The 19,846-nt window shown below is 61.5% G+C and carries 20 protein-coding genes; 13 read left to right on the forward strand and 7 right to left on the reverse strand.

Going from position 1 to position 19,846, the window contains the following annotated elements; translation table 11 throughout:
* Position 1 precedes the first annotated feature (1 nt).
* From nuoE to nuoN, 10 genes are all read left to right on the forward strand, one after another.
* A complete protein-coding gene (gene nuoE / locus M5B97_RS13450) occupies positions 2 to 499 on the forward strand; it encodes an NADH-quinone oxidoreductase subunit NuoE (RefSeq protein WP_003174721.1) in 498 nt (165 codons plus the stop codon).
* The gene (gene nuoF, locus M5B97_RS13455) at positions 496 to 1,854 is read left to right on the forward strand and encodes an NADH-quinone oxidoreductase subunit NuoF (RefSeq protein WP_123717790.1); all 1,359 of its coding nucleotides are present in this window, start codon (positions 496 to 498) and stop codon (positions 1,852 to 1,854) included. Before nuoE ends, nuoF begins: the two co-directional genes overlap by 4 nt.
* A gap of 136 nt (positions 1,855 to 1,990) precedes the next feature.
* The gene (nuoG, locus tag M5B97_RS13460; protein WP_248731698.1) at positions 1,991 to 4,705 is read left to right on the forward strand and encodes an NADH-quinone oxidoreductase subunit NuoG; all 2,715 of its coding nucleotides are present in this window, start codon (positions 1,991 to 1,993) and stop codon (positions 4,703 to 4,705) included.
* Positions 4,702 to 5,709, forward strand: a complete 1,008-nt coding sequence (gene nuoH / locus M5B97_RS13465; protein ID WP_123717792.1) for an NADH-quinone oxidoreductase subunit NuoH — start codon at positions 4,702 to 4,704, stop codon at positions 5,707 to 5,709. Before nuoG ends, nuoH begins: the two co-directional genes overlap by 4 nt.
* An 11-nt stretch (positions 5,710 to 5,720) precedes the next feature.
* On the forward strand, positions 5,721 to 6,269 hold the full coding sequence (gene nuoI / locus M5B97_RS13470) for an NADH-quinone oxidoreductase subunit NuoI (protein WP_003174725.1): 549 nt from the start codon (positions 5,721 to 5,723) through the stop codon (positions 6,267 to 6,269).
* Positions 6,270 to 6,278: 9 nt separating this feature from the next.
* Entirely contained in the window at positions 6,279 to 6,782 is a 504-nt protein-coding gene (gene nuoJ / locus M5B97_RS13475) for an NADH-quinone oxidoreductase subunit J (protein WP_134657674.1), read from the forward strand.
* A gap of 2 nt (positions 6,783 to 6,784) precedes the next feature.
* On the forward strand, positions 6,785 to 7,093 hold the full coding sequence (gene nuoK / locus M5B97_RS13480; RefSeq protein ID WP_003174727.1) for an NADH-quinone oxidoreductase subunit NuoK: 309 nt from the start codon (positions 6,785 to 6,787) through the stop codon (positions 7,091 to 7,093).
* Positions 7,090 to 8,943: an NADH-quinone oxidoreductase subunit L gene (gene nuoL, locus M5B97_RS13485; RefSeq protein WP_123717794.1), complete on the forward strand. Its 1,854-nt coding sequence runs from the start codon at positions 7,090 to 7,092 to the stop codon at positions 8,941 to 8,943. The genes nuoK and nuoL overlap by 4 nt, the downstream gene beginning before the upstream one ends.
* Positions 8,944 to 8,982: 39 nt before the next feature.
* Positions 8,983 to 10,515 carry an NADH-quinone oxidoreductase subunit M gene (gene nuoM, locus M5B97_RS13490; protein WP_016974046.1) on the forward strand — a complete coding sequence of 511 codons (1,533 nt, stop codon included), beginning with the start codon at positions 8,983 to 8,985 and terminating at the stop codon, positions 10,513 to 10,515.
* A gap of 7 nt (positions 10,516 to 10,522) precedes the next feature.
* On the forward strand, positions 10,523 to 11,986 hold the full coding sequence (gene nuoN / locus M5B97_RS13495; RefSeq protein WP_123717795.1) for an NADH-quinone oxidoreductase subunit NuoN: 1,464 nt from the start codon (positions 10,523 to 10,525) through the stop codon (positions 11,984 to 11,986).
* A 119-nt stretch (positions 11,987 to 12,105) separates the two neighbouring features.
* Here the strand turns inward: nuoN and M5B97_RS13500 are convergent, their stop codons facing one another.
* On the reverse strand, positions 12,106 to 12,702 hold the full coding sequence (locus tag M5B97_RS13500) for a flavodoxin family protein (protein ID WP_248731699.1): 597 nt from the start codon (positions 12,700 to 12,702) through the stop codon (positions 12,106 to 12,108).
* 134 nt (positions 12,703 to 12,836) lie between these two features.
* Between M5B97_RS13500 and M5B97_RS13505 the strand changes: the two genes are divergently transcribed.
* Positions 12,837 to 13,721 (forward strand): LysR family transcriptional regulator, encoded by an 885-nt coding sequence (locus tag M5B97_RS13505; protein ID WP_248731700.1) that lies wholly within the window; start codon positions 12,837 to 12,839, stop codon positions 13,719 to 13,721.
* A 181-nt stretch (positions 13,722 to 13,902) separates the two neighbouring features.
* Here M5B97_RS13505 and M5B97_RS13510 read toward each other — a convergent pair whose 3' ends face one another.
* Together M5B97_RS13510 and M5B97_RS13515 are read right to left on the reverse strand one after the other, a co-directional pair.
* Complete coding sequence (locus tag M5B97_RS13510) at positions 13,903 to 14,655, reverse strand: outer membrane beta-barrel protein (RefSeq protein WP_123717798.1); 753 nt, start codon at positions 14,653 to 14,655, stop codon at positions 13,903 to 13,905.
* A gap of 124 nt (positions 14,656 to 14,779) precedes the next feature.
* On the reverse strand, positions 14,780 to 15,631 hold the full coding sequence (locus M5B97_RS13515) for an arylamine N-acetyltransferase (RefSeq protein WP_248731701.1): 852 nt from the start codon (positions 15,629 to 15,631) through the stop codon (positions 14,780 to 14,782).
* Positions 15,632 to 15,751: 120 nt separating this feature from the next.
* On the opposite strand from M5B97_RS13515, the gene M5B97_RS13520 reads away from it, so the two are divergent.
* A complete protein-coding gene (locus M5B97_RS13520; RefSeq protein ID WP_123717800.1) occupies positions 15,752 to 15,988 on the forward strand; it encodes a DUF6555 family protein in 237 nt (78 codons plus the stop codon).
* Positions 15,989 to 16,147: 159 nt separating this feature from the next.
* On the opposite strand, the gene M5B97_RS13525 is transcribed toward M5B97_RS13520, so the two are convergent.
* Entirely contained in the window at positions 16,148 to 16,348 is a 201-nt protein-coding gene (locus M5B97_RS13525; RefSeq protein ID WP_248731702.1) for a DUF6021 family protein, read from the reverse strand.
* Positions 16,349 to 16,362: 14 nt separating this feature from the next.
* Positions 16,363 to 16,542, reverse strand: coding sequence for a hypothetical protein (locus tag M5B97_RS13530; protein ID WP_123717802.1), 180 nt, complete (start codon positions 16,540 to 16,542; stop codon positions 16,363 to 16,365).
* 113 nt (positions 16,543 to 16,655) lie between these two features.
* On the opposite strand from M5B97_RS13530, the gene M5B97_RS13535 reads away from it, so the two are divergent.
* The gene (locus tag M5B97_RS13535; RefSeq protein WP_248731703.1) at positions 16,656 to 17,177 is read left to right on the forward strand and encodes a DUF3087 family protein; all 522 of its coding nucleotides are present in this window, start codon (positions 16,656 to 16,658) and stop codon (positions 17,175 to 17,177) included.
* Here M5B97_RS13535 and M5B97_RS13540 read toward each other — a convergent pair.
* A complete protein-coding gene (locus tag M5B97_RS13540; protein WP_134657679.1) occupies positions 17,174 to 18,307 on the reverse strand; it encodes an MFS transporter in 1,134 nt (377 codons plus the stop codon). The two genes, M5B97_RS13535 and M5B97_RS13540, sit on opposite strands and share 4 nt — an antisense overlap.
* Positions 18,308 to 18,374: 67 nt before the next feature.
* The gene (locus M5B97_RS13545; RefSeq protein WP_134657680.1) at positions 18,375 to 19,742 is read right to left on the reverse strand and encodes an MFS transporter; all 1,368 of its coding nucleotides are present in this window, start codon (positions 19,740 to 19,742) and stop codon (positions 18,375 to 18,377) included.
* Positions 19,743 to 19,846 lie beyond the last annotated feature (104 nt).

The following is a 19,846-nucleotide window of genomic DNA, read 5'->3' on the forward strand; positions in this document are numbered from 1 at the left end:
CATGAACAGCACGCTTATCCAGACAGACCGTTTCACCTTGAGTGAAACCGAGCGCTCGGCCATCGAGCACGAGCTGCATCACTACGAAGACCCGCGCGCGGCGTCGATCGAAGCCTTGAAGATCGTCCAGAAGGAACGCGGCTGGGTGCCGGACGGCGCACTGTACGCCATCGGCGAAATCCTCGGCATTCCTGCCAGCGACGTCGAAGGCGTGGCCACGTTCTACAGCCAGATCTTCCGCCAGCCGGTGGGCCGCCACATCATCCGCGTATGCGACAGCATGGTCTGCTACATCGGTGGCCACGAATCCGTGGTCAGCGAGATCCAGAACAAGCTGGGCATCGGCCTGGGCCAGACCACTCCGGACGGCCGCTTCACGCTGCTGCCGGTGTGCTGCCTGGGCAACTGCGACAAGGCGCCGGCGTTGATGATCGACGACGACACATTCGGTGACGTGCAGCCCGCTGGCGTGACCCAATTGCTTGAGGGCTACCCATGACCCTTACATCTTTCGGCCCGGCCAACCTGATCAAGCGTTCGCCCGAGACTCACCCGCTGACCTGGCGCCTGCGTGACGATGCCGAGCCGGTATGGTTCGACGAGTACCAGGCCAAGAACGGCTACGCCGCCGCGCGCAAAGCCTTCGCCGACATGGCCCAGGACGATATCGTCCAGACCGTGAAAGACGCCGGCCTCAAAGGCCGCGGCGGTGCAGGCTTCCCCACGGGGGTGAAGTGGGGGCTGATGCCCAAGGACGAGTCCATCAACATCCGTTACCTGCTGTGCAACGCGGATGAGATGGAACCGAACACCTGGAAAGACCGCATGCTGATGGAGCAACTGCCCCATCTGCTGATCGAGGGCATGCTGATCAGCGCCCGCGCATTGAAAACCTACCGTGGCTACATCTTCCTGCGTGGCGAGTACACCACCGCCGCCAAGCACCTCAACCGTGCCGTGGAAGAAGCCAAGGCTGCCGGCCTGCTGGGCAAGAACATCCTCGGTTCCGGTTTTGACTTCGAACTGTTCGTGCACACCGGCGCCGGGCGTTATATCTGCGGTGAAGAAACCGCACTGATCAACTCCCTCGAAGGCCGCCGCGCCAACCCACGCTCCAAGCCGCCCTTCCCTGCCGCCGTTGGCGTGTGGGGCAAGCCGACTTGCGTGAACAACGTCGAGACCCTGTGCAACGTGCCGGCGATCATCGCCGACGGCGTGGACTGGTACAAATCCCTGGCCCGCGAAGGCAGCGAAGACATGGGCACCAAGCTCATGGGCTTCTCCGGCAAGGTCAAGAACCCTGGCCTGTGGGAACTGCCATTTGGCGTGACCGCGCGCGAGCTGTTCGAGGACTACGCCGGCGGCATGCGCGACGGCTACACCCTCAAGGCCTGGCAGCCAGGCGGTGCCGGCACCGGTTTCCTGCTGCCCGAGCACCTGGACGCACAGATGTATGCCGGCGGCATCGGCAAGGTAGGTACCCGGATGGGCACCGGCCTGGCGATGGCGGTGGACAACACCGTGAACATGGTCTCGCTGCTGCGCAACATGGAGCAGTTCTTTGCCCGTGAATCCTGCGGTTTCTGCACCCCATGCCGCGATGGTCTGCCGTGGAGCGTCAAGCTGCTGATGGCCCTGGAAAAAGGCGAAGGCCGCGAGGGAGACATCGAGACTCTGCTGGGTCTGGTCGGTTTCCTCGGCCCTGGCAAGACCTTCTGTGCTCACGCACCGGGCGCCGTGGAGCCATTGGGCAGCGCAATCAAATACTTCCGCCCTGAATTCGAGGCCGGCATCGCGCCAACCCGCGCGGGCGAGCTCACTCAGGTGGTATCACCGACCATGGTCGGCGCGTAACGCTTCAAAGAAGCGAAGGGTCCGTGCCCTTCGCTTTCTCATGTGCTGACGCCTTGATGGCTGTGTAGATGCACATGAATAACAAGATTCCATTAGCCACGCCCGCTGACAACGGGCCAACGAAGAACTTTGAACCATGGCCACTATCCACGTAGACGGCAAAGCGCTCGAAGTCGATGGGGCGGACAACCTGTTACAGGCCTGTCTGTCACTCGGTCTCGATATCCCGTATTTCTGCTGGCACCCCGCACTCGGTAGCGTCGGTGCCTGTCGCCAGTGTGCGGTCAAGCAGTACACCGACGAAAACGACACCCGTGGTCGTATCGTCATGTCCTGCATGACCCCAGCCACCGACAACACCTGGATCTCCATCGACGATGAAGAATCTAAGGCGTTCCGCGCCAGCGTCGTCGAATGGCTGATGACCAACCACCCCCACGACTGCCCGGTCTGTGAGGAAGGCGGTCACTGCCACCTGCAAGACATGACGGTGATGACCGGCCACAACGAGCGCCGTTATCGCTTCACCAAGCGTACCCACCAGAACCAGGACCTCGGCCCGTTCATTTCCCACGAAATGAACCGCTGCATCGCCTGCTACCGCTGCGTGCGCTTCTATAAAGACTACGCTGGCGGCACCGACCTGGGCGTATTCGGCGCTCACGACAACGTGTACTTCGGTCGCGTTGAAGACGGCGTGCTCGAGAGCGAATTCTCCGGCAACCTCACCGAGGTCTGCCCGACCGGTGTGTTCACCGACAAGACCCACTCCGAGCGCTACAACCGTAAGTGGGACATGCAGTTCGCACCGAGCATCTGCCATGGCTGCTCCAGCGGTTGCAACATCTCCCCGGGCGAGCGCTACGGCGAACTGCGTCGCATCGAAAACCGCTTCAACGGTTCGGTCAACCAGTACTTCCTGTGCGACCGTGGCCGTTTCGGCTACGGCTACGTCAACCGCGAAGACCGTCCGCGTCAGCCATTGTTGGCCGGCGGCGCCAAGCTGAGCCTGGACGAGGCGCTGGATAAAGCCGCCGACCTGCTGCGCGGTCGCAACATCGTCGGTATCGGTTCGCCCCGCGCCAGCCTCGAAAGCAACTACGCGTTGCGCGAGCTGGTCGGCGCCGAGCACTTCTACTCCGGTATCGAAGCCGGTGAACTGGAGCGCATCCGTCTGGTCCTGCAGGTGCTGAACGACAGCCCGCTGCCGGTGCCGAACATGCGCGACATCGAAGACCACGACGCGATCTTCGTCCTCGGTGAAGACCTGACCCAGACTGCTGCACGTATCGCCCTGTCCCTGCGCCAGTCGGTCAAGGGCAAGGCCGAAGCAATGGCCGACGCCATGCGCGTGCAGCCTTGGCTCGACGCCGCGGTGAAAAACATCGGCCAGCACGCGCTGAACCCGCTGTTTATCGCCAGCCTGGCTGAAACCAAGCTCGACGACATCGCCGAAGAATGCGTCCACGCAGCACCGGACGACCTGGCCCGCATCGGTTTTGCCGTGGCCCACGCCCTGGATGCCGGCGCGCCTGCCGTCGAAGGCCTGGACAGCGAAGCCGTCGAATTGGCCCAGCGTATCGCCGACGCCCTGCTGGCGGCCAAGCGCCCATTGATCATTGCCGGTACCTCACTGGGTTCCAAGGCACTGATCGAAGCCGCCGCCAACATTGCCAAGGCCCTGAAGCTGCGTGACAAGAACGGCTCCATCAGCCTGGTCGTGCCGGAAGCCAACAGCCTTGGCCTGGCCATGCTCGGTGGCGAGTCCGTGGACGCCGGTCTGCAGGCGGTCATCGACGGCAACGCCGACGCCATCGTGGTGCTGGAGAACGACCTGTTCACCCGCACCGATGCCGCCAAGGTTGAAGCTGCGCTGAATGCGGCAAAAGTGCTGATCGTTGCCGACCACCAGAAGACCGCTACCAGTGACCGTGCCGACCTGGTGCTGCCGGCCGCCACGTTCGCCGAAGGCGACGGTACCCTGGTCAGCCAGGAAGGCCGCGCCCAGCGCTTCTTCCAGGTGTTCGATCCAAAGTACATGGACGCCAGCATCCTGGTTCACGAAGGCTGGCGCTGGCTGCATGCCCTGCGCGCCACCTTGCTGAACCAGCCGATCGACTGGACCCAGCTCGACCACGTCACCGCCGCCACCGCCGCGAGCGCGCCGCAGCTGGCACGTATCGTCGACGCTGCGCCGTCCGCTGCGTTCCGCATCAAGGGCTTGAAACTGGCTCGCGAACCGCTGCGTTACTCCGGTCGTACCGCCATGCGCGCCAACATCAGCGTGCACGAACCGCGTACCCCGCAAGACCCGGACACCGCGTTCAACTTCTCCATGGAAGGTTACTCGGGCTCTGCCGAGCCACGTCAGCAAGTGCCGTTCGCCTGGTCTCCGGGCTGGAACTCGCCGCAGGCCTGGAACAAGTTCCAGGATGAAGTCGGTGGGCATATCCGCGCCGGCGACCCGGGCACCCGCCTGATCGAAAGCGCAGGTGATTCGCTGAACTGGTTCACTGCGGTACCGCGCCCGTTCAACCCGGCCCAGGGCACCTGGCAGGTTGTACCGTTCTTCCACCTGTTCGGCAGCGAAGAGAACTCTTCCAAAGCCGCTCCGGTTCAAGAGCGCATTCCAGCCGCCTACGTATCCGTGGCCAAGTCCGAAGCCGATCGCCTTGGCGTCAACGACGGTGCCCTGCTCAGCCTGAACGTGGCCGGCCAGACCCTGCGTCTGCCGCTGCGCATCAATGATGAGCTGGGTGCTGGCCTGGTTGCACTGCCAAAAGGCCTCGCCGGCATTCCAGCGGCAATCTTTGGCAAAACCGTTGACGGTCTGCAGGAGGCAGCGCAATGACTTGGTTCACTCCTGAAGTGATCGACGTGATCATCGCGGTCGTCAAGGCCATCGTGATCCTGTTGGCCGTGGTCGTGGCGGGCGCCCTGCTCAGCTTCGTCGAACGCCGCCTGCTGGGCTGGTGGCAAGACCGTTACGGTCCGAACCGCGTTGGCCCGTTCGGCATGTTCCAGATCGCTGCCGACATGCTGAAAATGTTCTTCAAGGAAGACTGGACCCCGCCGTTTGCCGACAAGGTGATTTTCACCCTGGCACCGGTCGTGGCCATGAGCGCCTTGCTGATCGCCTTCGCGATCATCCCGATCACCCCGACCTGGGGCGTGGCGGACCTGAACATCGGCTTGCTGTTCTTCTTCGCCATGGCCGGCCTGTCGGTCTACGCGGTGCTGTTCGCCGGTTGGTCGAGCAACAACAAGTTCGCCCTGCTGGGCAGCCTGCGGGCTTCGGCCCAGACCGTATCCTACGAAGTGTTCATGGGCCTCGCGCTGATGGGCATCGTGGTGCAGGTCGGCTCGTTCAACATGCGCGACATCGTCGAGTACCAGGCGCAGAACCTGTGGTTCATCATTCCGCAGTTCTTCGGCTTCTGTACCTTCTTCATCGCCGGCGTTGCCGTGACTCACCGTCACCCATTCGACCAGCCGGAAGCGGAACAGGAACTGGCCGACGGTTACCACATTGAATACGCCGGCATGAAATGGGGCATGTTCTTCGTTGGCGAGTACATCGGCATCATCTTGATCTCGGCCCTGCTGGTCACGCTGTTCTTCGGCGGCTGGCACGGTCCTTTCAACATCCTGCCGCAACTGGCGTTCTTCTGGTTTTTCTTGAAGACGGCGTTCTTCATCATGTTGTTCATCCTGCTGCGCGCTTCCATTCCGCGTCCACGCTATGACCAGGTGATGGATTTCAGCTGGCGCTTCTGCCTGCCGCTGACCCTGATCAATTTGCTGGTGACGGCTGCCGTTGTGTTGTTGAACACGCCAGCCGGCGCGGTTCAGTGAGGATTTGACCCATGTTCAAATATATTGGCGACATCGTTAAGGGTACCGGTACCCAGTTGCGAAGCCTGGTGATGGTGTTCGGTCACGGCTTTCGCAAGCGCGACACCCTGCAATACCCGGAAGAGGCGGTGTACCTGCCGCCACGCTATCGCGGCCGCATCGTACTGACCCGCGACCCCGACGGCGAAGAGCGTTGCGTAGCCTGCAACCTGTGCGCCGTGGCGTGCCCGGTGGGTTGCATCTCCCTGCAGAAAGCTGAAACCGAAGACGGTCGCTGGTACCCGGACTTCTTCCGCATCAACTTCTCGCGTTGCATTTTCTGCGGCCTCTGCGAGGAAGCTTGCCCGACCACCGCGATCCAGCTCACCCCGGATTTCGAGATGGCCGAGTTCAAACGTCAGGACCTGGTGTACGAGAAAGAAGATCTGTTGATCTCCGGTCCCGGTAAAAACCCTGATTACAACTTCTATCGTGTTGCAGGTATGGCCGTTGCCGGTAAGCCGAAAGGCGCCGCCCAAAACGAAGCCGAGCCGATCAACGTGAAGAGCTTGCTGCCTTAAGGAAGAAAGATGGAATTCGCTTTCTATTTCGCATCGGGTATCGCGGTTGTGTCCACGCTTCGCGTGATCACCAACACCAACCCTGTGCACGCCCTGCTCTACCTGATCATTTCGCTGATCGCCGTGGCCATGACCTTCTTCAGCCTCGGCGCACCGTTCGCCGGTGTGCTCGAAGTGATCGCCTACGCCGGTGCCATCATGGTGCTGTTCGTGTTTGTGGTGATGATGCTCAACCTGGGGCCGGCTTCGGTCGCCCAGGAGCGCGTCTGGCTCAAACCCGGCATCTGGCTCGGCCCGGTCATCCTCGCCGCCCTGCTGCTGGGTGAACTGCTGTATGTGCTGTTCGCTCACCAGAGCGGCCAGGCCATCGGCCACACCACCGTGGATGCAAAAGCCGTGGGCGTCAGCCTGTTCGGCCCGTACCTGCTGGTGGTCGAACTGGCGTCGATGCTGCTGCTCGCCGCAGCCGTCACCGCCTACCACTTGGGCCGCAACGAAGCCAAGGAGCAATGACGATGCCTGCTATCCCCTTGGAGCATGGTCTGGCGGTCGCCGGCATCCTGTTCTGCCTTGGCCTGGTCGGCCTGATGGTCCGCCGTAACATTCTGTTCGTGTTGATGAGCCTGGAAATCATGATGAACGCCGCGGCACTGGCCTTCATCGTCGCGGGTGCACGTTGGGGCCAGCCGGATGGACAAGTCATGTTCATCCTGGTGATCAGCCTGGCAGCCGCCGAGGCCAGTATCGGCCTGGCGATCCTGCTGCAACTGTATCGTCGCTTCCACACGCTTGATATCGACGCTGCCAGTGAGATGCGCGGATGAACATGATCTTTCTGACTTTCGTATTCCCCCTGATCGGTTTCCTGCTGCTGTCGTTCTCCCGTGGACGCTGGTCGGAAAACCTCTCGGCCCTGGTGGGCGTGGGGTCCATTGGCCTGTCGGCAATCGTTGCCGCCTACGTCATCTGGCAATTCAACGTGGCCCCGCCGGAAGGCGGTCACTACACCCTGGTGCTGTGGCAGTGGATGTCGGTGGAAGGCTTCAAGCCCAACTTCGCCCTCTATGTCGACGGCCTGTCGATCACCATGCTCGGCGTGGTGGTGGGTGTAGGCTTCCTGATCCACCTGTTCGCATCCTGGTACATGCGCGGTGAAGCGGGCTACTCGCGCTTCTTCTCGTACACCAACCTGTTTATCGCCAGCATGCTGTTCCTGGTGCTGGGCGATAACCTGTTGTTCCTGTACTTCGGCTGGGAAGGCGTGGGCCTGTGCTCGTACCTGTTGATCGGTTTCTACTACAGCAACCGCAACAACGGTAACGCGGCACTCAAGGCCTTTATCGTCACCCGTATCGGCGACGTGTTCATGGCCATCGGCCTGTTCATCCTGTTCCAACAGGTGGGCACGCTGAACATCCAGGAACTGCTGGTGCTGGCACCGCAGAAATTCCAGGTCGGCGACTTCTGGATCACCCTGGCGACCCTGATGCTGCTGGGCGGTGCCGTAGGTAAATCCGCGCAACTGCCGCTGCAGACCTGGTTGGCGGATGCGATGGCCGGCCCTACCCCGGTTTCGGCACTGATCCACGCCGCCACCATGGTAACCGCCGGTGTCTACCTGATTGCCCGTACCCACGGCCTGTTCACCCTGGCACCGGAAATCCTGCACCTTGTGGGCCTGGTCGGCGGCGTGACCCTGGTACTGGCCGGCTTCGCCGCGCTGGTGCAGACCGACATCAAGCGTATCCTCGCCTACTCGACCATGAGCCAGATCGGCTACATGTTCCTGGCCCTGGGCGTGGGCGCCTGGGACGCGGCGATCTTCCACCTGATGACCCACGCCTTCTTCAAGGCCCTGCTGTTCCTCGCTTCCGGTGCGGTGATCGTTGCCTGCCACCACGAGCAGAACATCTTCAAGATGGGCGGCCTCTGGAAGAAACTGCCGCTGGCGTACGCCAGCTTCATCGTCGGTGGCGCCGCCCTGGCCGCCCTGCCGTTGGTGACCGCCGGTTTCTACTCGAAGGACGAAATCCTCTGGGAAGCCTTTGCCAGCGGTAACCAGAACCTGCTGTACGCAGGCCTGGTAGGTGCGTTCATGACCTCGCTGTACACCTTCCGCCTGATCTTCATCACCTTCCACGGTGAAGCCAAGACCGAAGCCCATGCAGGCCACGGTATCTCGCACTGGTTGCCATTGTCGGTACTGATCGTGCTGTCGACCTTCGTCGGCGCCATGATCACTCCGCCACTGCACGGCGTACTGCCACAAAGCGTCGGGCATGCCGGCGGCGAAGCCCAGCACAGCCTGGAAATCGTCTCGGGCGCCATCGCCATTGCCGGTATCCTGCTGGCGGCCCTGCTGTTCCTCGGCAAGCGTCGCTTCGTCACTGCCGTTGCCAACAGTGGCATCGGTCGCTTCCTCTCGGCCTGGTGGTTCGCTGCCTGGGGCTTCGACTGGATCTACGACAAACTGTTCGTCAAGCCTTACCTTGCGATCAGCCATGTACTGCGCAAAGACCCGCTCGACCAGACCATTGGTTTGATCCCGCGCGCCGCCAAGGCCGGTCACACCGCCCTGAGCCGCAGCGAGACTGGCCAATTGCGTTGGTATGCAGCTTCCATGGCGGCCGGCGCCGTGTTGGTGATCGGCGCCATCGTTGTGGTAGCGGTCTGATATGAACTTTGCGAACTTGCGAAAGGAAACGAGCCCGTCATGATTCTGCCCTGGCTAATCCTGATCCCCTTTATCGGCGGCCTGCTCTGCTGGATGGGTGAACGCTTCGGCGCCACCCTCCCCCGCTGGATTGCGTTGCTGACCATGTCCCTGGAACTCGCACTCGGCCTCTGGCTGTGGGCCCATGGTGACTATTCATTCGCTCCGGCACCGGGTGTCGATCCAACCTTCGCGCTTGAGTTCAAGCACGTATGGATCCAGCGCTTCGGCATCAACGTGCACCTGGCCCTCGACGGCCTGTCGCTGTTGATGATCCTGCTGACCGGCCTGCTGGGTATCCTCTCGGTACTCTGCTCCTGGAAAGAAATTCAGCGTCACGTGGGCTTCTTCCACCTGAACCTGATGTGGATTCTGGGCGGCGTTGTCGGCGTGTTCCTGGCGCTGGACCTGTTCATGTTCTTCTTCTTCTGGGAAATGATGCTGGTGCCGATGTACTTCCTCATCGCGCTCTGGGGTCACAGTTCTTCGGACGGCAAGAAAACCCGGATCTACGCGGCGACCAAGTTCTTCATCTTCACCCAGGCTTCCGGCCTGATCATGTTGGTGGCGATCCTGGGCCTGGTACTGGTCAACTTCAACAACACCGGCGTGATTACCTTCAACTACGCCGACCTGTTGAAAACCAAGATGTCCCTGACCACCGAGTACATCCTGATGCTGGGCTTCTTCATCGCGTTCGCGGTGAAGCTGCCGGTGGTGCCGTTCCACTCCTGGCTGCCTGACGCTCACGCCCAGGCACCGACTGCCGGTTCCGTGGACCTGGCCGGTATCCTGCTGAAGACGGCGGCCTACGGCCTGCTGCGTTTCGCCCTGCCGCTGTTCCCGAATGCCTCGGCCGAGTTCGCGCCGATCGCCATGACCCTGGGTCTGATCGGGATCTTCTACGGTGCGTTCCTGGCGTTCGCGCAAACCGACATCAAGCGTCTGATTGCCTTCTCGTCCGTTTCCCACATGGGTTTCGTACTGATCGGCATCTACTCCGGCAGCCAGCTGGCGTTGCAAGGCGCGGTGATCCAGATGTTGGCCCACGGTGTCTCGGCCGCCGCCCTCTTTATCCTGAGTGGCCAGCTGTACGAGCGCCTGCACACCCGTGACATGCGTGAAATGGGTGGCGTGTGGTCGCGCATCGCTTACCTGCCGGCGATCAGCCTGTTCTTCGCCGCCGCGTCCCTGGGCTTGCCGGGCACCGGTAACTTCATCGGCGAGTTCCTGATCCTGATGGGCTCGTTCGTGCAGACACCGTGGATCAGCGCCATCGCGACATCCGGCCTGGTATTCGGCTCGGTCTATTCGCTGATCATGATCCACCGCGCCTACTTCGGCCCGGCCAAGTCCGACACCGTCCTGCAAGGGATGGATGCTCGCGAACTGATCATGGTGCTCGGCCTTGCGGTGCTGCTGATCTACATCGGCGTGTACCCGCAACCGTTCCTGGACACTTCTGCCGCGACGATGCATGGCGTGCAGCAGTGGTTCGGCACCGCCTTCTCTCAACTCGCTTCGGCCCGGTAAGAGCGCTATGGAATTCACGATCCAACACTTTATCGCGCTTGCGCCGCTGCTGATCACCAGCCTCACCATCGTGGTGGTGATGCTGGCGATCGCCTGGCGCCGCAATCACTCGCAAACGTTCCTGCTGTCCTGTGCCGGTCTGAACCTGGCCTTGCTGTCGATCATTCCGGCCCTCAAGGTCGCGCCACTGGCGGTCACGCCGTTGATGATGGTCGATGACTTCGCGCTGCTGTACATCGCGTTGATCCTCGTCGCAACCCTGGCCTGTGTCACCCTCGCCCACGCCTACCTCGGCGAAGGCGGCACCGGCTACCCGGGCAACAAGGAAGAGCTGTACCTGCTGATCCTGCTGGCTGCGGCCGGCGGTATCGTGCTGGTCAGCGCACAGCACCTGGCCGGCCTGTTCATCGGCCTGGAACTGCTGTCGATCCCGACCTACGGCCTGGTGGCGTACGCCTTCTTCAACAAGCGCTCCCTGGAAGCCGGCATCAAGTACATGGTGCTGTCGGCAGCCGGTTCCGCGTTCCTGTTGTTCGGTATGGCCCTGCTCTACGCCGAAGCCGGCAGCCTGAGCTTCACCGGGATCGGCCACGCCCTGGCCACCACCAGCATGCCTGCGCCGATTGCCCAACTGGGCCTGGCGATGATGCTGATCGGCCTGGCGTTCAAGCTGTCGCTGGTACCGTTCCACCTGTGGACCCCGGACGTGTACGAAGGCGCCCCGGCGCCGGTGGCCGCGTTCCTGGCCACTGCGTCGAAAGTGGCGGTGTTTGCGGTGATGGTGCGTCTGTTCCAGATCTCGCCTGCCGCCAACACCGGCGTGCTGAGCACCGTACTGACCGTGATCGCCATCGCGTCGATCCTGTTCGGTAACCTGCTGGCACTGACCCAGAACAACCTCAAGCGTCTGCTGGGTTACTCGTCCATCGCTCACTTCGGCTACCTGCTGATCGCCCTGGTGGCGAGCAAAGGCCTGGCCGTGGAAGCCATGGGTGTGTACCTGGTCACCTACGTGATCACCAGCCTCGGCGCATTCGGCGTAATCACCCTGATGTCTTCGCCGTTCAAAGGCCGTGACGCCGACGCCCTGTACGAATACCGCGGCCTGTTCTGGCGCCGTCCGTACCTGACCGCCGTGCTGACCGTGATGATGCTGTCCCTGGCCGGCATTCCGCTGACTGCGGGCTTTATCGGCAAGTTCTACATCGTCGCCACCGGCGTTGAAGCTCACGAATGGTGGTTGGTTGCATCGCTCGTACTGGGCAGCGCCATCGGCGTGTTCTACTACCTGCGCGTGATGGTCACCCTGTACCTGATCGAGCCAAACCTGCGTCGTGTGGACGCCGAGCTGCACTGGGAACAGAAAGCCGGTGGTGTAATGCTGCTGGCCATCGCCCTGCTCGCGTTCTTCCTGGGCGTGTACCCACAACCGTTGCTCACCCTGGTGCAGCACGCGGTGTTGGGCGTTTGATCGCTTAGCGACATGCAGTCAACAAAACGGCGCCTTAGGGCGCCGTTTTGCGTTACTGGGAGCGAAAACGTGGGCGATCAACCGGTTGGCTGCGCCCTGATCACGGGTGCGGATGGATCTCAGATGGGCTGAGATTTGCCTGAGCGGAACTGCCCGGCAATCGTTGCGACGCGCACACCGTACAGACGAGCAGTCTCCAGATCCCCCGGCGACATCTCTTCAGGAGACGCATCGGCAGGCGTTTGCGCCATGGGTGCGATATAGGAACCCATGCGATTCGGGTCATCGCGTTTCGATGCCTTGAGGTTCGCCGGCTTGATATCCAGGCCCACCCATATCCCGGCGTGCTGCCCGCAAAGCAGGAAAAAATACTCGAGCGTGTTGAGTTTGTCGCCGTTGATGCTCGCGCTGTTGGTGAAGCCGCCAAAGATCTTGTTTTGCCATGTGCCTTCGAACCAGGGCTTGGAGGAAGCATCTGCGAATTTCTTGAACTGCCAGCTAGGCCCGCCCATATAGGTCGGCGAGCCGAAGACGATTGCGTCTGCGTCAGCGAGGGATTGCCAGGCGTCGTCGGAAATATTGCCCTCTGGGTCGATGGCCACCAGTACGGCACCGGCGCCGGCGCCTTCGGCGACTGCCGCCGCCATGCGCGTGGTGTGGCCATAGCCGGAGTGATAAACGATGACTGTTCGGACAGGGATGGAATTGGCGTTCATGAGGGTTCCCTACAGGTGGTGGAGTTATGGACAACCTGAGAGATACTCTACTGAGTCAAAAATACGCTATAAACCACGCTAATCTGAACGCTCTGTTATCTATTGGGTGAACAATGCCAAATTTCCAGGCACTTATGATTTTCGCCCGCGTTGCAGAAATGATGAGTTTCACGCGTGCCGCTGAAAGCCTGGGAATCCAGAAGGGACGGGTGTCGACGGTGATTCGTGGGCTGGAGCGAGAGGTGGGCGCGACCCTGCTGCACAGAACGACACGCAGCGTGCAATTGACCGAAGACGGACGCGCTTTCTATACACGCGCATGTGACCTGCTGACTGAAGCGCAGGACATGCAGTCCATGTTCGCAAACAACGACGCACCTTTGAGGGGAAAATTGCGCGTCGACATGCCGACTGAATTGGCCAAGACCGTCGTGATTCCCGCCCTGCCCCAACTGCTCAATGCGAACCCTGAGTTGCAGCTTGAACTGTCCAGCACAGATCGTCGGGTCGACCTCGTTCAGGAAGGCTTCGATTGCGTAATCCGTCTCGGGCCGATCATCGACGACAGGCTGATCGCCCGCCCGCTGGGCAAGTTGCGCATGATGAACGCGGCAAGCCCAGGCTATCTGGCAAAGCACGGCATGCCGCAAACACTCGACGACCTTCTTATCCAGGGCCACCAGATGGTGCACTACACGCCGACACTCGGCGCCCGAATGGCGGGATGGGAATATCCGGAGGGGGATGGCTATGCATCGCTTGCGCTGCCGGAGGCGATGCAGGTGAATAACGTGCAGACCTATCATGCTGCCGGCCTGGCGGGGATTGGACTGATCCAGGCCGGATACCTGGCCCTCGCACATCATATTAAAAGCGGCGACCTGGTGGAGATCCTGCCCGATCTACGGCCCGAGCCGCTGGCTGCATCGCTCGTGGTCGCGCATCGGCGCAACCTATCGCAACGCGTCCGGGCCTTCATGGCCTGGATTGAGCATGTATTGGAACCCTACTTCGACTAACCGTTTGACCGGATGACTTCCCTCACCCGCAGCTGCTTGCAGGACGTGTTGCCCTACCTTGCGTTCCGGAAAATCCGGCGCCGCTGGCCACGCTGAACAGATAAACGGCGCAAAAAAAAACGCCCCGAATCACTTCGGGGCGTTTTTTGTTCAAGTAAACATAGGCATTTGAATCACAGCCTTAGAACGCGATACCTACCTTGAACCCGTACTCATCACGCTTGAGCTTGGTGTTGTCGGCGGTAAAGGAGTCTTCGTCGAGCTTGTATTCGGTACGGGTGTAGTACAAGCCCGCCATCACCGGCAGATTACCATTCTGGTTCATCAGCAGGCTGACTTCAGCGTAAGGGTTGGTGCGGTCCTTGAGGTCGACAGTGTCGCTGCCCACGCCATCCACTTTGAGTTTCGCGCGGCCGTCGATGGTACGACGGGCGCCGGCTTCAACGCGCAGGGTCATGTCATCGAACTGGTGGTTGTAGCCCAGGGCCAACTTGGCGAATGGCGACTTGTTGGTGAGCTTGACGTCATAGCCGTTGGTGTCGGGCTCATAGCGGGTCCAGGTGTAGCCACCGCCCACAATCACGTCGACGAAGTTGCGTGCATCAAGCGCGGCGCGCCAGCCGAGGTCCAGGTCAGCCTGGCCTTCCTTGAGCTTGTCGTCACTCTTTTCGCCGTATTTGGCTTCGATACCGGCTTGATAGATGAACCCGGATTCGGCAGTCAGCTTATTGCCGAAGTTGTAGAACAAACCGGCTTCAGGCATGTGGCTCTTGTCGCTTTCGCTGCCGCCTTCGAATTTGAAATCGTTGTAGCTGCCCAGGATGCCGAAGGTGGAAATAGGCCCGGTAGGCGGTGCGGCGAGCACCACGGCAGGCGCAGCGACCAGCGCCAACAACGAGGAACCCTTGAGAATTTTTCCGAATAGCTTGGACATCGTTTTACATCTCCTTGTGTGGTGAGCAAATTATTCAGCAACCGCTTCGAACCTCGGCCGAGGCCAAAGGTTCGAATTAATTTGCACCCATTTGGAGATAAAACGGTTCAGCGAACGCTCTAGCTCAATAGTCTGCGGAATTGGCCATTATCAAGCCATCAAGTGTTTCACGAAGCGTGCGATCAGGTGGCAGGTGAATACCAAAGGTTCCGTGCAGGAGTGCCAGCAGTTCATCCGTACTGTCGATCACGCGCTTTTCGCTGGGCCCGTCCAGGCAATGCACCGCATAGTGGGCGTTGGCCAGGGTATAGCGCTTGCCCGGCGCCAACCGCGCCGCTTTCAACTGGCCGCGGAAGACCGAGTCCGGGTGTGTGGAGACGTACCAGTTGCCGATCTCGTAGTCGATAGCCGCCTGCACTTGCAGGTCGAACACATACAAGCCGCGCCACTCCTCGGCGACCAGCGCCCACAGGGTGTAACTGCCCTGCCCGTCAAACGTCAGGCGATAAGGTTCGTGTGCCGTGGCCTGCTGCGCCTCGGTGTCCAGTAGCAACGGGCTGCTGGGCACCATGCCGCCAAAGCCGACATCGGTGATATAGCGCACGCCATCCAGCGTCACCAGGCTCAAGCGATGGGTACGTGCGGTGTGCGCATCCGCCGGCCCGCCCAACACCACGCGGCCGGTAATGCCCCGTGCGTCGAAGCCGAGCTCCTGCAACAGGGCCAGGAACATCTGGTTCAATTCATAGCAATACCCGCCGCGCCCGTCGAACAGCAGTTTTTGCTCGACGCTGGGCAGGTCGATGGGCACCGGCCTATGCAATAAGGTCGACACGTTCTCGAAGGCAAAGGTGCACACATGACGCAGTTGCAGGGTCTGCAGGGTTTCAAGGGTCGGCGGTGGAGGCGAGTCGAAGCCCAGGCGTTGCAGATAAAGCGGGCTGTGAGTCAGGCGGCTGTCAGAGGGATGGGACATGGCGCGATCCTTGAGCACGTGGCGAAGGCACCACTATGCCGCGCCTTCCAACAACTTGTCATTTTGAATGAACCTTTTTTGACGCCTGCCTATCCATCTATAACAAGACAGGGAGGCAACATGAGTACCGCAAAAATTTACACCATCCGCTATCAGCTGCACGGTCAACCGAAGTCCTTTGTAGTGCGCGCCGAAGTGATGAACAACGCCGAGGCCTGGCACTGGGCGGCGGTAGACGCCGATATAGCCCACGTCAGCCGCATCGGCCGCGTGGGTCACGAGCAGGTGAAGAAAACCACGCGGCCCTGGGCTGAAAAGTTCGGGATCACCGACGTCATGTGGATCGCACCGAAGTAAAAAAGCAAAAGCCCCGCCGTATAGAGTGGGGCTTTTTACAGATCGCTGGCCTTTCTTGTGATGTCATTGCAGATCAGATGTTCAGGCTCTTTGTCGGATCCACACGACGAGGCTGGTCGTCTGACAGCCTCGCTGTGAGGACCGCGTTCAACGCCTTGTTCAAGTCTTCAGGTTGCCCAACGGATCATAGGGCGGCTTCTTTCCATCCTTGTCTTTCTTGTCCTTATCCAACGGTGCAATAGCCGGACCGACAGGATCCACCTGCGGGTCCGTCACGTCGGGCGAATCCGGGTCAAAACCCAACTCGTCCTTACCGCTGGAATGCTCGCTCGAACGCGGGCCTTGGGGCGTATTACTCACGGCGATCTCCTTGCTTAAAGCGGGCGGGCTTTGTCGTGGAGGTTTTCCAGGTCTTGTTCGACACGTTCCACATCATCATCGTCCTGGCGCTCCGCCGGATCGTTGGGGCGCAACGCATCGTTGTCGCGCTCCTCTTCACCGGGTGTGCGGTCAGGATTCGGGGTGCCGGGCGGTGGCTGCTTATATTCGGACATGATGGTTCACCTCAAAAGGTCTACGCAGGTTTAGAGAAACCGCCGTGCGTCATCGTTCAACTTGTTTGCCCAAGCGTGAGATGATGCCGGCCCCTCTTGGAGGCATGAACCCTATGTTCGAACTCAAACCCTGCGACCCCGCCACCTTCCGTCAACAGACCCGCCGCAGCACCCTGATCGTCGCGGTGCTGTTCGTAGCCCTGGCCATGTTGCTGTCGAGCCTGGCGGTGATGCTGTTCGGTGAGCCCGGAGGTGACAATTTCCGTTTCAATGTCGGCGGCGTCTTCGCCGGTGTGTTGATCACCGTCGCCCTGGTGCGCGGGCCGTTCTGGCGCCAGCCCTGGCTGGCAGCGGCGGTGTACGGTTGGCAGCTCAAGCGTTGCCTGATGAGCGTGACCAATGTTATGCACACGATCACCGCACGCGTGCAGGACAACGACCCGACCGCGATCAAGGTGCTGCGTTTCTACCACCTGGGACTGACGCAAATGCATGCTCTGGACGCCAACTCCAGCGCCCAGGCACAACTGGTCGGTGAAGTCGAAACGCATAAAGCGAAGATGCAGGCGCTGGGCATCAACACCGAACAGACGCAGTTCGACCCTAACTGGCTGGACGCACTCAAGCGCGCTTAAGCCGAGCCGGGAGTCTTTGCCCGCCAGCAGAACACCGCGCTCAGCGCAATCGCCGCGCCGGCCAGGCCGAACACCCAGGGTGCCGCGGCCACCGGCAGTAACAGGCCCGCCAGCAACGGCCCAAGACCCGCGCCGATATCCCGCCATACGGCGTTGGAAGCCAGTGCCGACACGCGCATCGAGCCCGGATTGCGCTCCGCGACCAAGGTGGTCACCAGCGGCAGTTGCAATGCGCGCAGCACCAGCACCGCCGCCGCGCCGACGATCACCCAATAGCTGCCGAATGCAGCCAGGGCTAAAGCGCTCAGAAACGAAAACAGCAGCAACATCGAGGTCGCGCCAAAGCGCTGCGCCGCGCGACCGCCCAGCGGGCTCAGGAGCATCTCGGAGGCATACCGCAGGGCCATCAACCCGCCTGCGATCAGCACCGCATTGCCCCCCAGCAACTTCTGCGCCTGGATCGACAGGCCGAAGATAAACAACCCATCCAGCGCCACACCTTCGACAAACGACCAGGTCGCCACGCTGTCGGGCCATTTGAAACGACGGCCCGAGCTGTGCAAGTCATGGCCGACCCTGGGCAGGCCGTGCGCCGCCCACAAGCCCAACAAGCAACTGCCGGCAAGAATCAGAAAGATCGGACGTGGCCCGGCCCATAAGGTCAACCAGCCGCCCAGGGGCAAGGCCAGCATCGGCCCGAGGGCGATCATCGCCCGGGAGCGCCCGGCCCGGCGGGCCGCACCGGCGGGCTCCGAGGTCGCCAGCACCTGGGTCGAGAGGTTCAGCGCGGCGAAACACAGGCCCCAGATCAACCGCAAGCCCAGCAGCGCGGCGAACCCCGACAGCATCGAGTTGCCCAGGGCACAGACCGTGGCCGCCCCCGCCGCGATCATGCAGGTCAACCGGTCGCCATGGCGCGCGTAGAAATTCAACACATGGCGATAGCCGAAAATCCGCACCAGGCGGTTCGCCGCCAGCAACACGCCAGCCTGCGCCAAGGTGATGCCGAAGGCCTGGGATTCCATGGGCAGCAGCAGGTACAGCAACACATCGCTGGGCAGGCATAAAGCAAGGGTCAGCGCGGCGCGGCGAGAGGATACATCAGCAGTACGTTGGGCCTGGGCTGACATAATTCTGAAACATCCCGAAATATTCAGGTGGCCACGGTAGCGTTCCCGACCGGTGTTTTACAACGCCTTATCCGGTCTTTTTGTCATAAGGCAGCAGACGCAAGCCACTGGCCACGGCGCCCACCAGGGCAAACGCGCACCCCAGCCACAGCGCGTACTCAGGGCCACTGCCCTGAGACAGATGGAAACAGAACGCCACCAACGACGCCCCCAGCGTCTGCCCCAGTAACCGCGAAATCGCCACGATGCCGCTGGCGCCGCCGCTGCGGGCCAACGGAGCGCTGGTCATGATGGCCTTGAGGTTGGGGGATTGGAAAAAACCGAAACCGGCGCCGCACAGCGCCATGCGCCAGCCAATATCAAAGGCCGAGGCGTCACTGCCCAACGTTGCCAACGCGGCCATGCCCACACTGAGCATCAGCAGCCCGACGCCGCACAACACGCCCAGCGACACCCGATCCGCAAGGCGCCCCGCCACCAGCGCCATCACGGCTACGACTGCCGGCCACGGCGTCATCAGAAACCCGGTTTCCACCTGGCTGTGCCCCAGCACCGCCTGCAGCAGAAATGGCAGCGAAACGAAGGCCAGCCCCTGTGCGCTGAATGCACAGATGGCCGTCAGGGACGACAAGGCAAACACCGGACGCTTGAACAGGTCCACCGCCAACATCGGTGCCGGATGACCGACCTCGCGGCGCAACAGCAATGCGCCGCACACCAGCGCCAAGGCCAACAGGCCCAGGGTCAATGCGCCCTGCGCACCGTGCACGGCGGTGCCCAGCCCCAGCACCAGCAAGGCAAACAACCCGGCACACAGCAGCGCGGCAAGACGGTCGAACGCATGCCCGGTCAATGGCAGTACCGGCAGAGCGCGCAACCCCAGCCCCAGCGCCAACAGCCCCAGCGGCACGTTGATCAGGTACAGCCAATGCCAGGTCGCCACCGACAGAATCGCCGACGCGGCGGTCGGTCCGAGGGTAAACGCCAGCCCCACGACCAATGAGTTGTAGCCCAGGCCGCGCCCGAGCATTTTTGATGGGTAGATATGCCGCAGCAACGCGGTGTTCACACTCATCAATGCGGCGGCGCCGAGCCCTTGCGCCACCCGCGCGGCCGTCAAGGTCAACAGTGAGCCGGCCAACCCGCAGAACAGCGACGAGACAATGAACAGCAGCAAGCCCCCCAGATACACCCGACGGTGTCCCAGCACATCACTCAAGGAGGCAAAGGGCAGCACCGTGGCGATAATCGCCAACTGGTAGGCATTGACCACCCAGATCACCGAGGCCGAATCGGTACCGATACCTTCGGCCAGAGTCGGCAACGCGGTATTGACGATGGCCGTGTCCAGGGTCGCCATGCCGATCCCCAGAGACAGGGCGATCACCGCCGGCCAGCGTTTATTGGAGGGCAACCCATCGGCGACAGAAGACATGAACAATCCACACAGGTGACAAGACCGCTAGATTACGGGCTGGGGGGATTTTTTTCAGTGGTCGATTGCGCGGCTGTCAGCATTTTCATGTTTGCAGACCGGTG

Origin of the sequence: Pseudomonas sp. MWU13-2517 (assembly GCF_023242545.1) — a bacterium.
Classification (GTDB): Bacteria; Pseudomonadota; Gammaproteobacteria; order Pseudomonadales; family Pseudomonadaceae; genus Aquipseudomonas.

What these genes read in the sequence shown, in the direction of transcription:
- nuoE (WP_003174721.1), top strand. Translation starts at nt 2, where the DNA reads ATGAACAGCACGCTTATCCAGACAGACCGTTTCACCTTGAGTGAAACC.
- nuoF (WP_123717790.1), top strand. Translation starts at nt 496, where the DNA reads ATGACCCTTACATCTTTCGGCCCGGCCAACCTGATCAAGCGTTCGCCC.
- nuoG (WP_248731698.1), top strand. Translation starts at nt 1,991, where the DNA reads ATGGCCACTATCCACGTAGACGGCAAAGCGCTCGAAGTCGATGGGGCG.
- nuoH (WP_123717792.1), top strand. Translation starts at nt 4,702, where the DNA reads ATGACTTGGTTCACTCCTGAAGTGATCGACGTGATCATCGCGGTCGTC.
- nuoI (WP_003174725.1), top strand. Translation starts at nt 5,721, where the DNA reads ATGTTCAAATATATTGGCGACATCGTTAAGGGTACCGGTACCCAGTTG.
- nuoJ (WP_134657674.1), top strand. Translation starts at nt 6,279, where the DNA reads ATGGAATTCGCTTTCTATTTCGCATCGGGTATCGCGGTTGTGTCCACG.
- nuoK (WP_003174727.1), top strand. Translation starts at nt 6,785, where the DNA reads ATGCCTGCTATCCCCTTGGAGCATGGTCTGGCGGTCGCCGGCATCCTG.
- nuoL (WP_123717794.1), top strand. Translation starts at nt 7,090, where the DNA reads ATGAACATGATCTTTCTGACTTTCGTATTCCCCCTGATCGGTTTCCTG.
- nuoM (WP_016974046.1), top strand. Translation starts at nt 8,983, where the DNA reads ATGATTCTGCCCTGGCTAATCCTGATCCCCTTTATCGGCGGCCTGCTC.
- nuoN (WP_123717795.1), top strand. Translation starts at nt 10,523, where the DNA reads ATGGAATTCACGATCCAACACTTTATCGCGCTTGCGCCGCTGCTGATC.
- M5B97_RS13500 (WP_248731699.1), bottom strand. Translation starts at nt 12,702, where the DNA reads ATGAACGCCAATTCCATCCCTGTCCGAACAGTCATCGTTTATCACTCC.
- M5B97_RS13505 (WP_248731700.1), top strand. Translation starts at nt 12,837, where the DNA reads ATGATTTTCGCCCGCGTTGCAGAAATGATGAGTTTCACGCGTGCCGCT.
- M5B97_RS13510 (WP_123717798.1), bottom strand. Translation starts at nt 14,655, where the DNA reads ATGTCCAAGCTATTCGGAAAAATTCTCAAGGGTTCCTCGTTGTTGGCG.
- M5B97_RS13515 (WP_248731701.1), bottom strand. Translation starts at nt 15,631, where the DNA reads ATGTCCCATCCCTCTGACAGCCGCCTGACTCACAGCCCGCTTTATCTG.
- M5B97_RS13520 (WP_123717800.1), top strand. Translation starts at nt 15,752, where the DNA reads ATGAGTACCGCAAAAATTTACACCATCCGCTATCAGCTGCACGGTCAA.
- M5B97_RS13530 (WP_123717802.1), bottom strand. Translation starts at nt 16,542, where the DNA reads ATGTCCGAATATAAGCAGCCACCGCCCGGCACCCCGAATCCTGACCGC.
- M5B97_RS13535 (WP_248731703.1), top strand. Translation starts at nt 16,656, where the DNA reads ATGTTCGAACTCAAACCCTGCGACCCCGCCACCTTCCGTCAACAGACC.
- M5B97_RS13540 (WP_134657679.1), bottom strand. Translation starts at nt 18,307, where the DNA reads ATGTCAGCCCAGGCCCAACGTACTGCTGATGTATCCTCTCGCCGCGCC.
- M5B97_RS13545 (WP_134657680.1), bottom strand. Translation starts at nt 19,742, where the DNA reads ATGTCTTCTGTCGCCGATGGGTTGCCCTCCAATAAACGCTGGCCGGCG.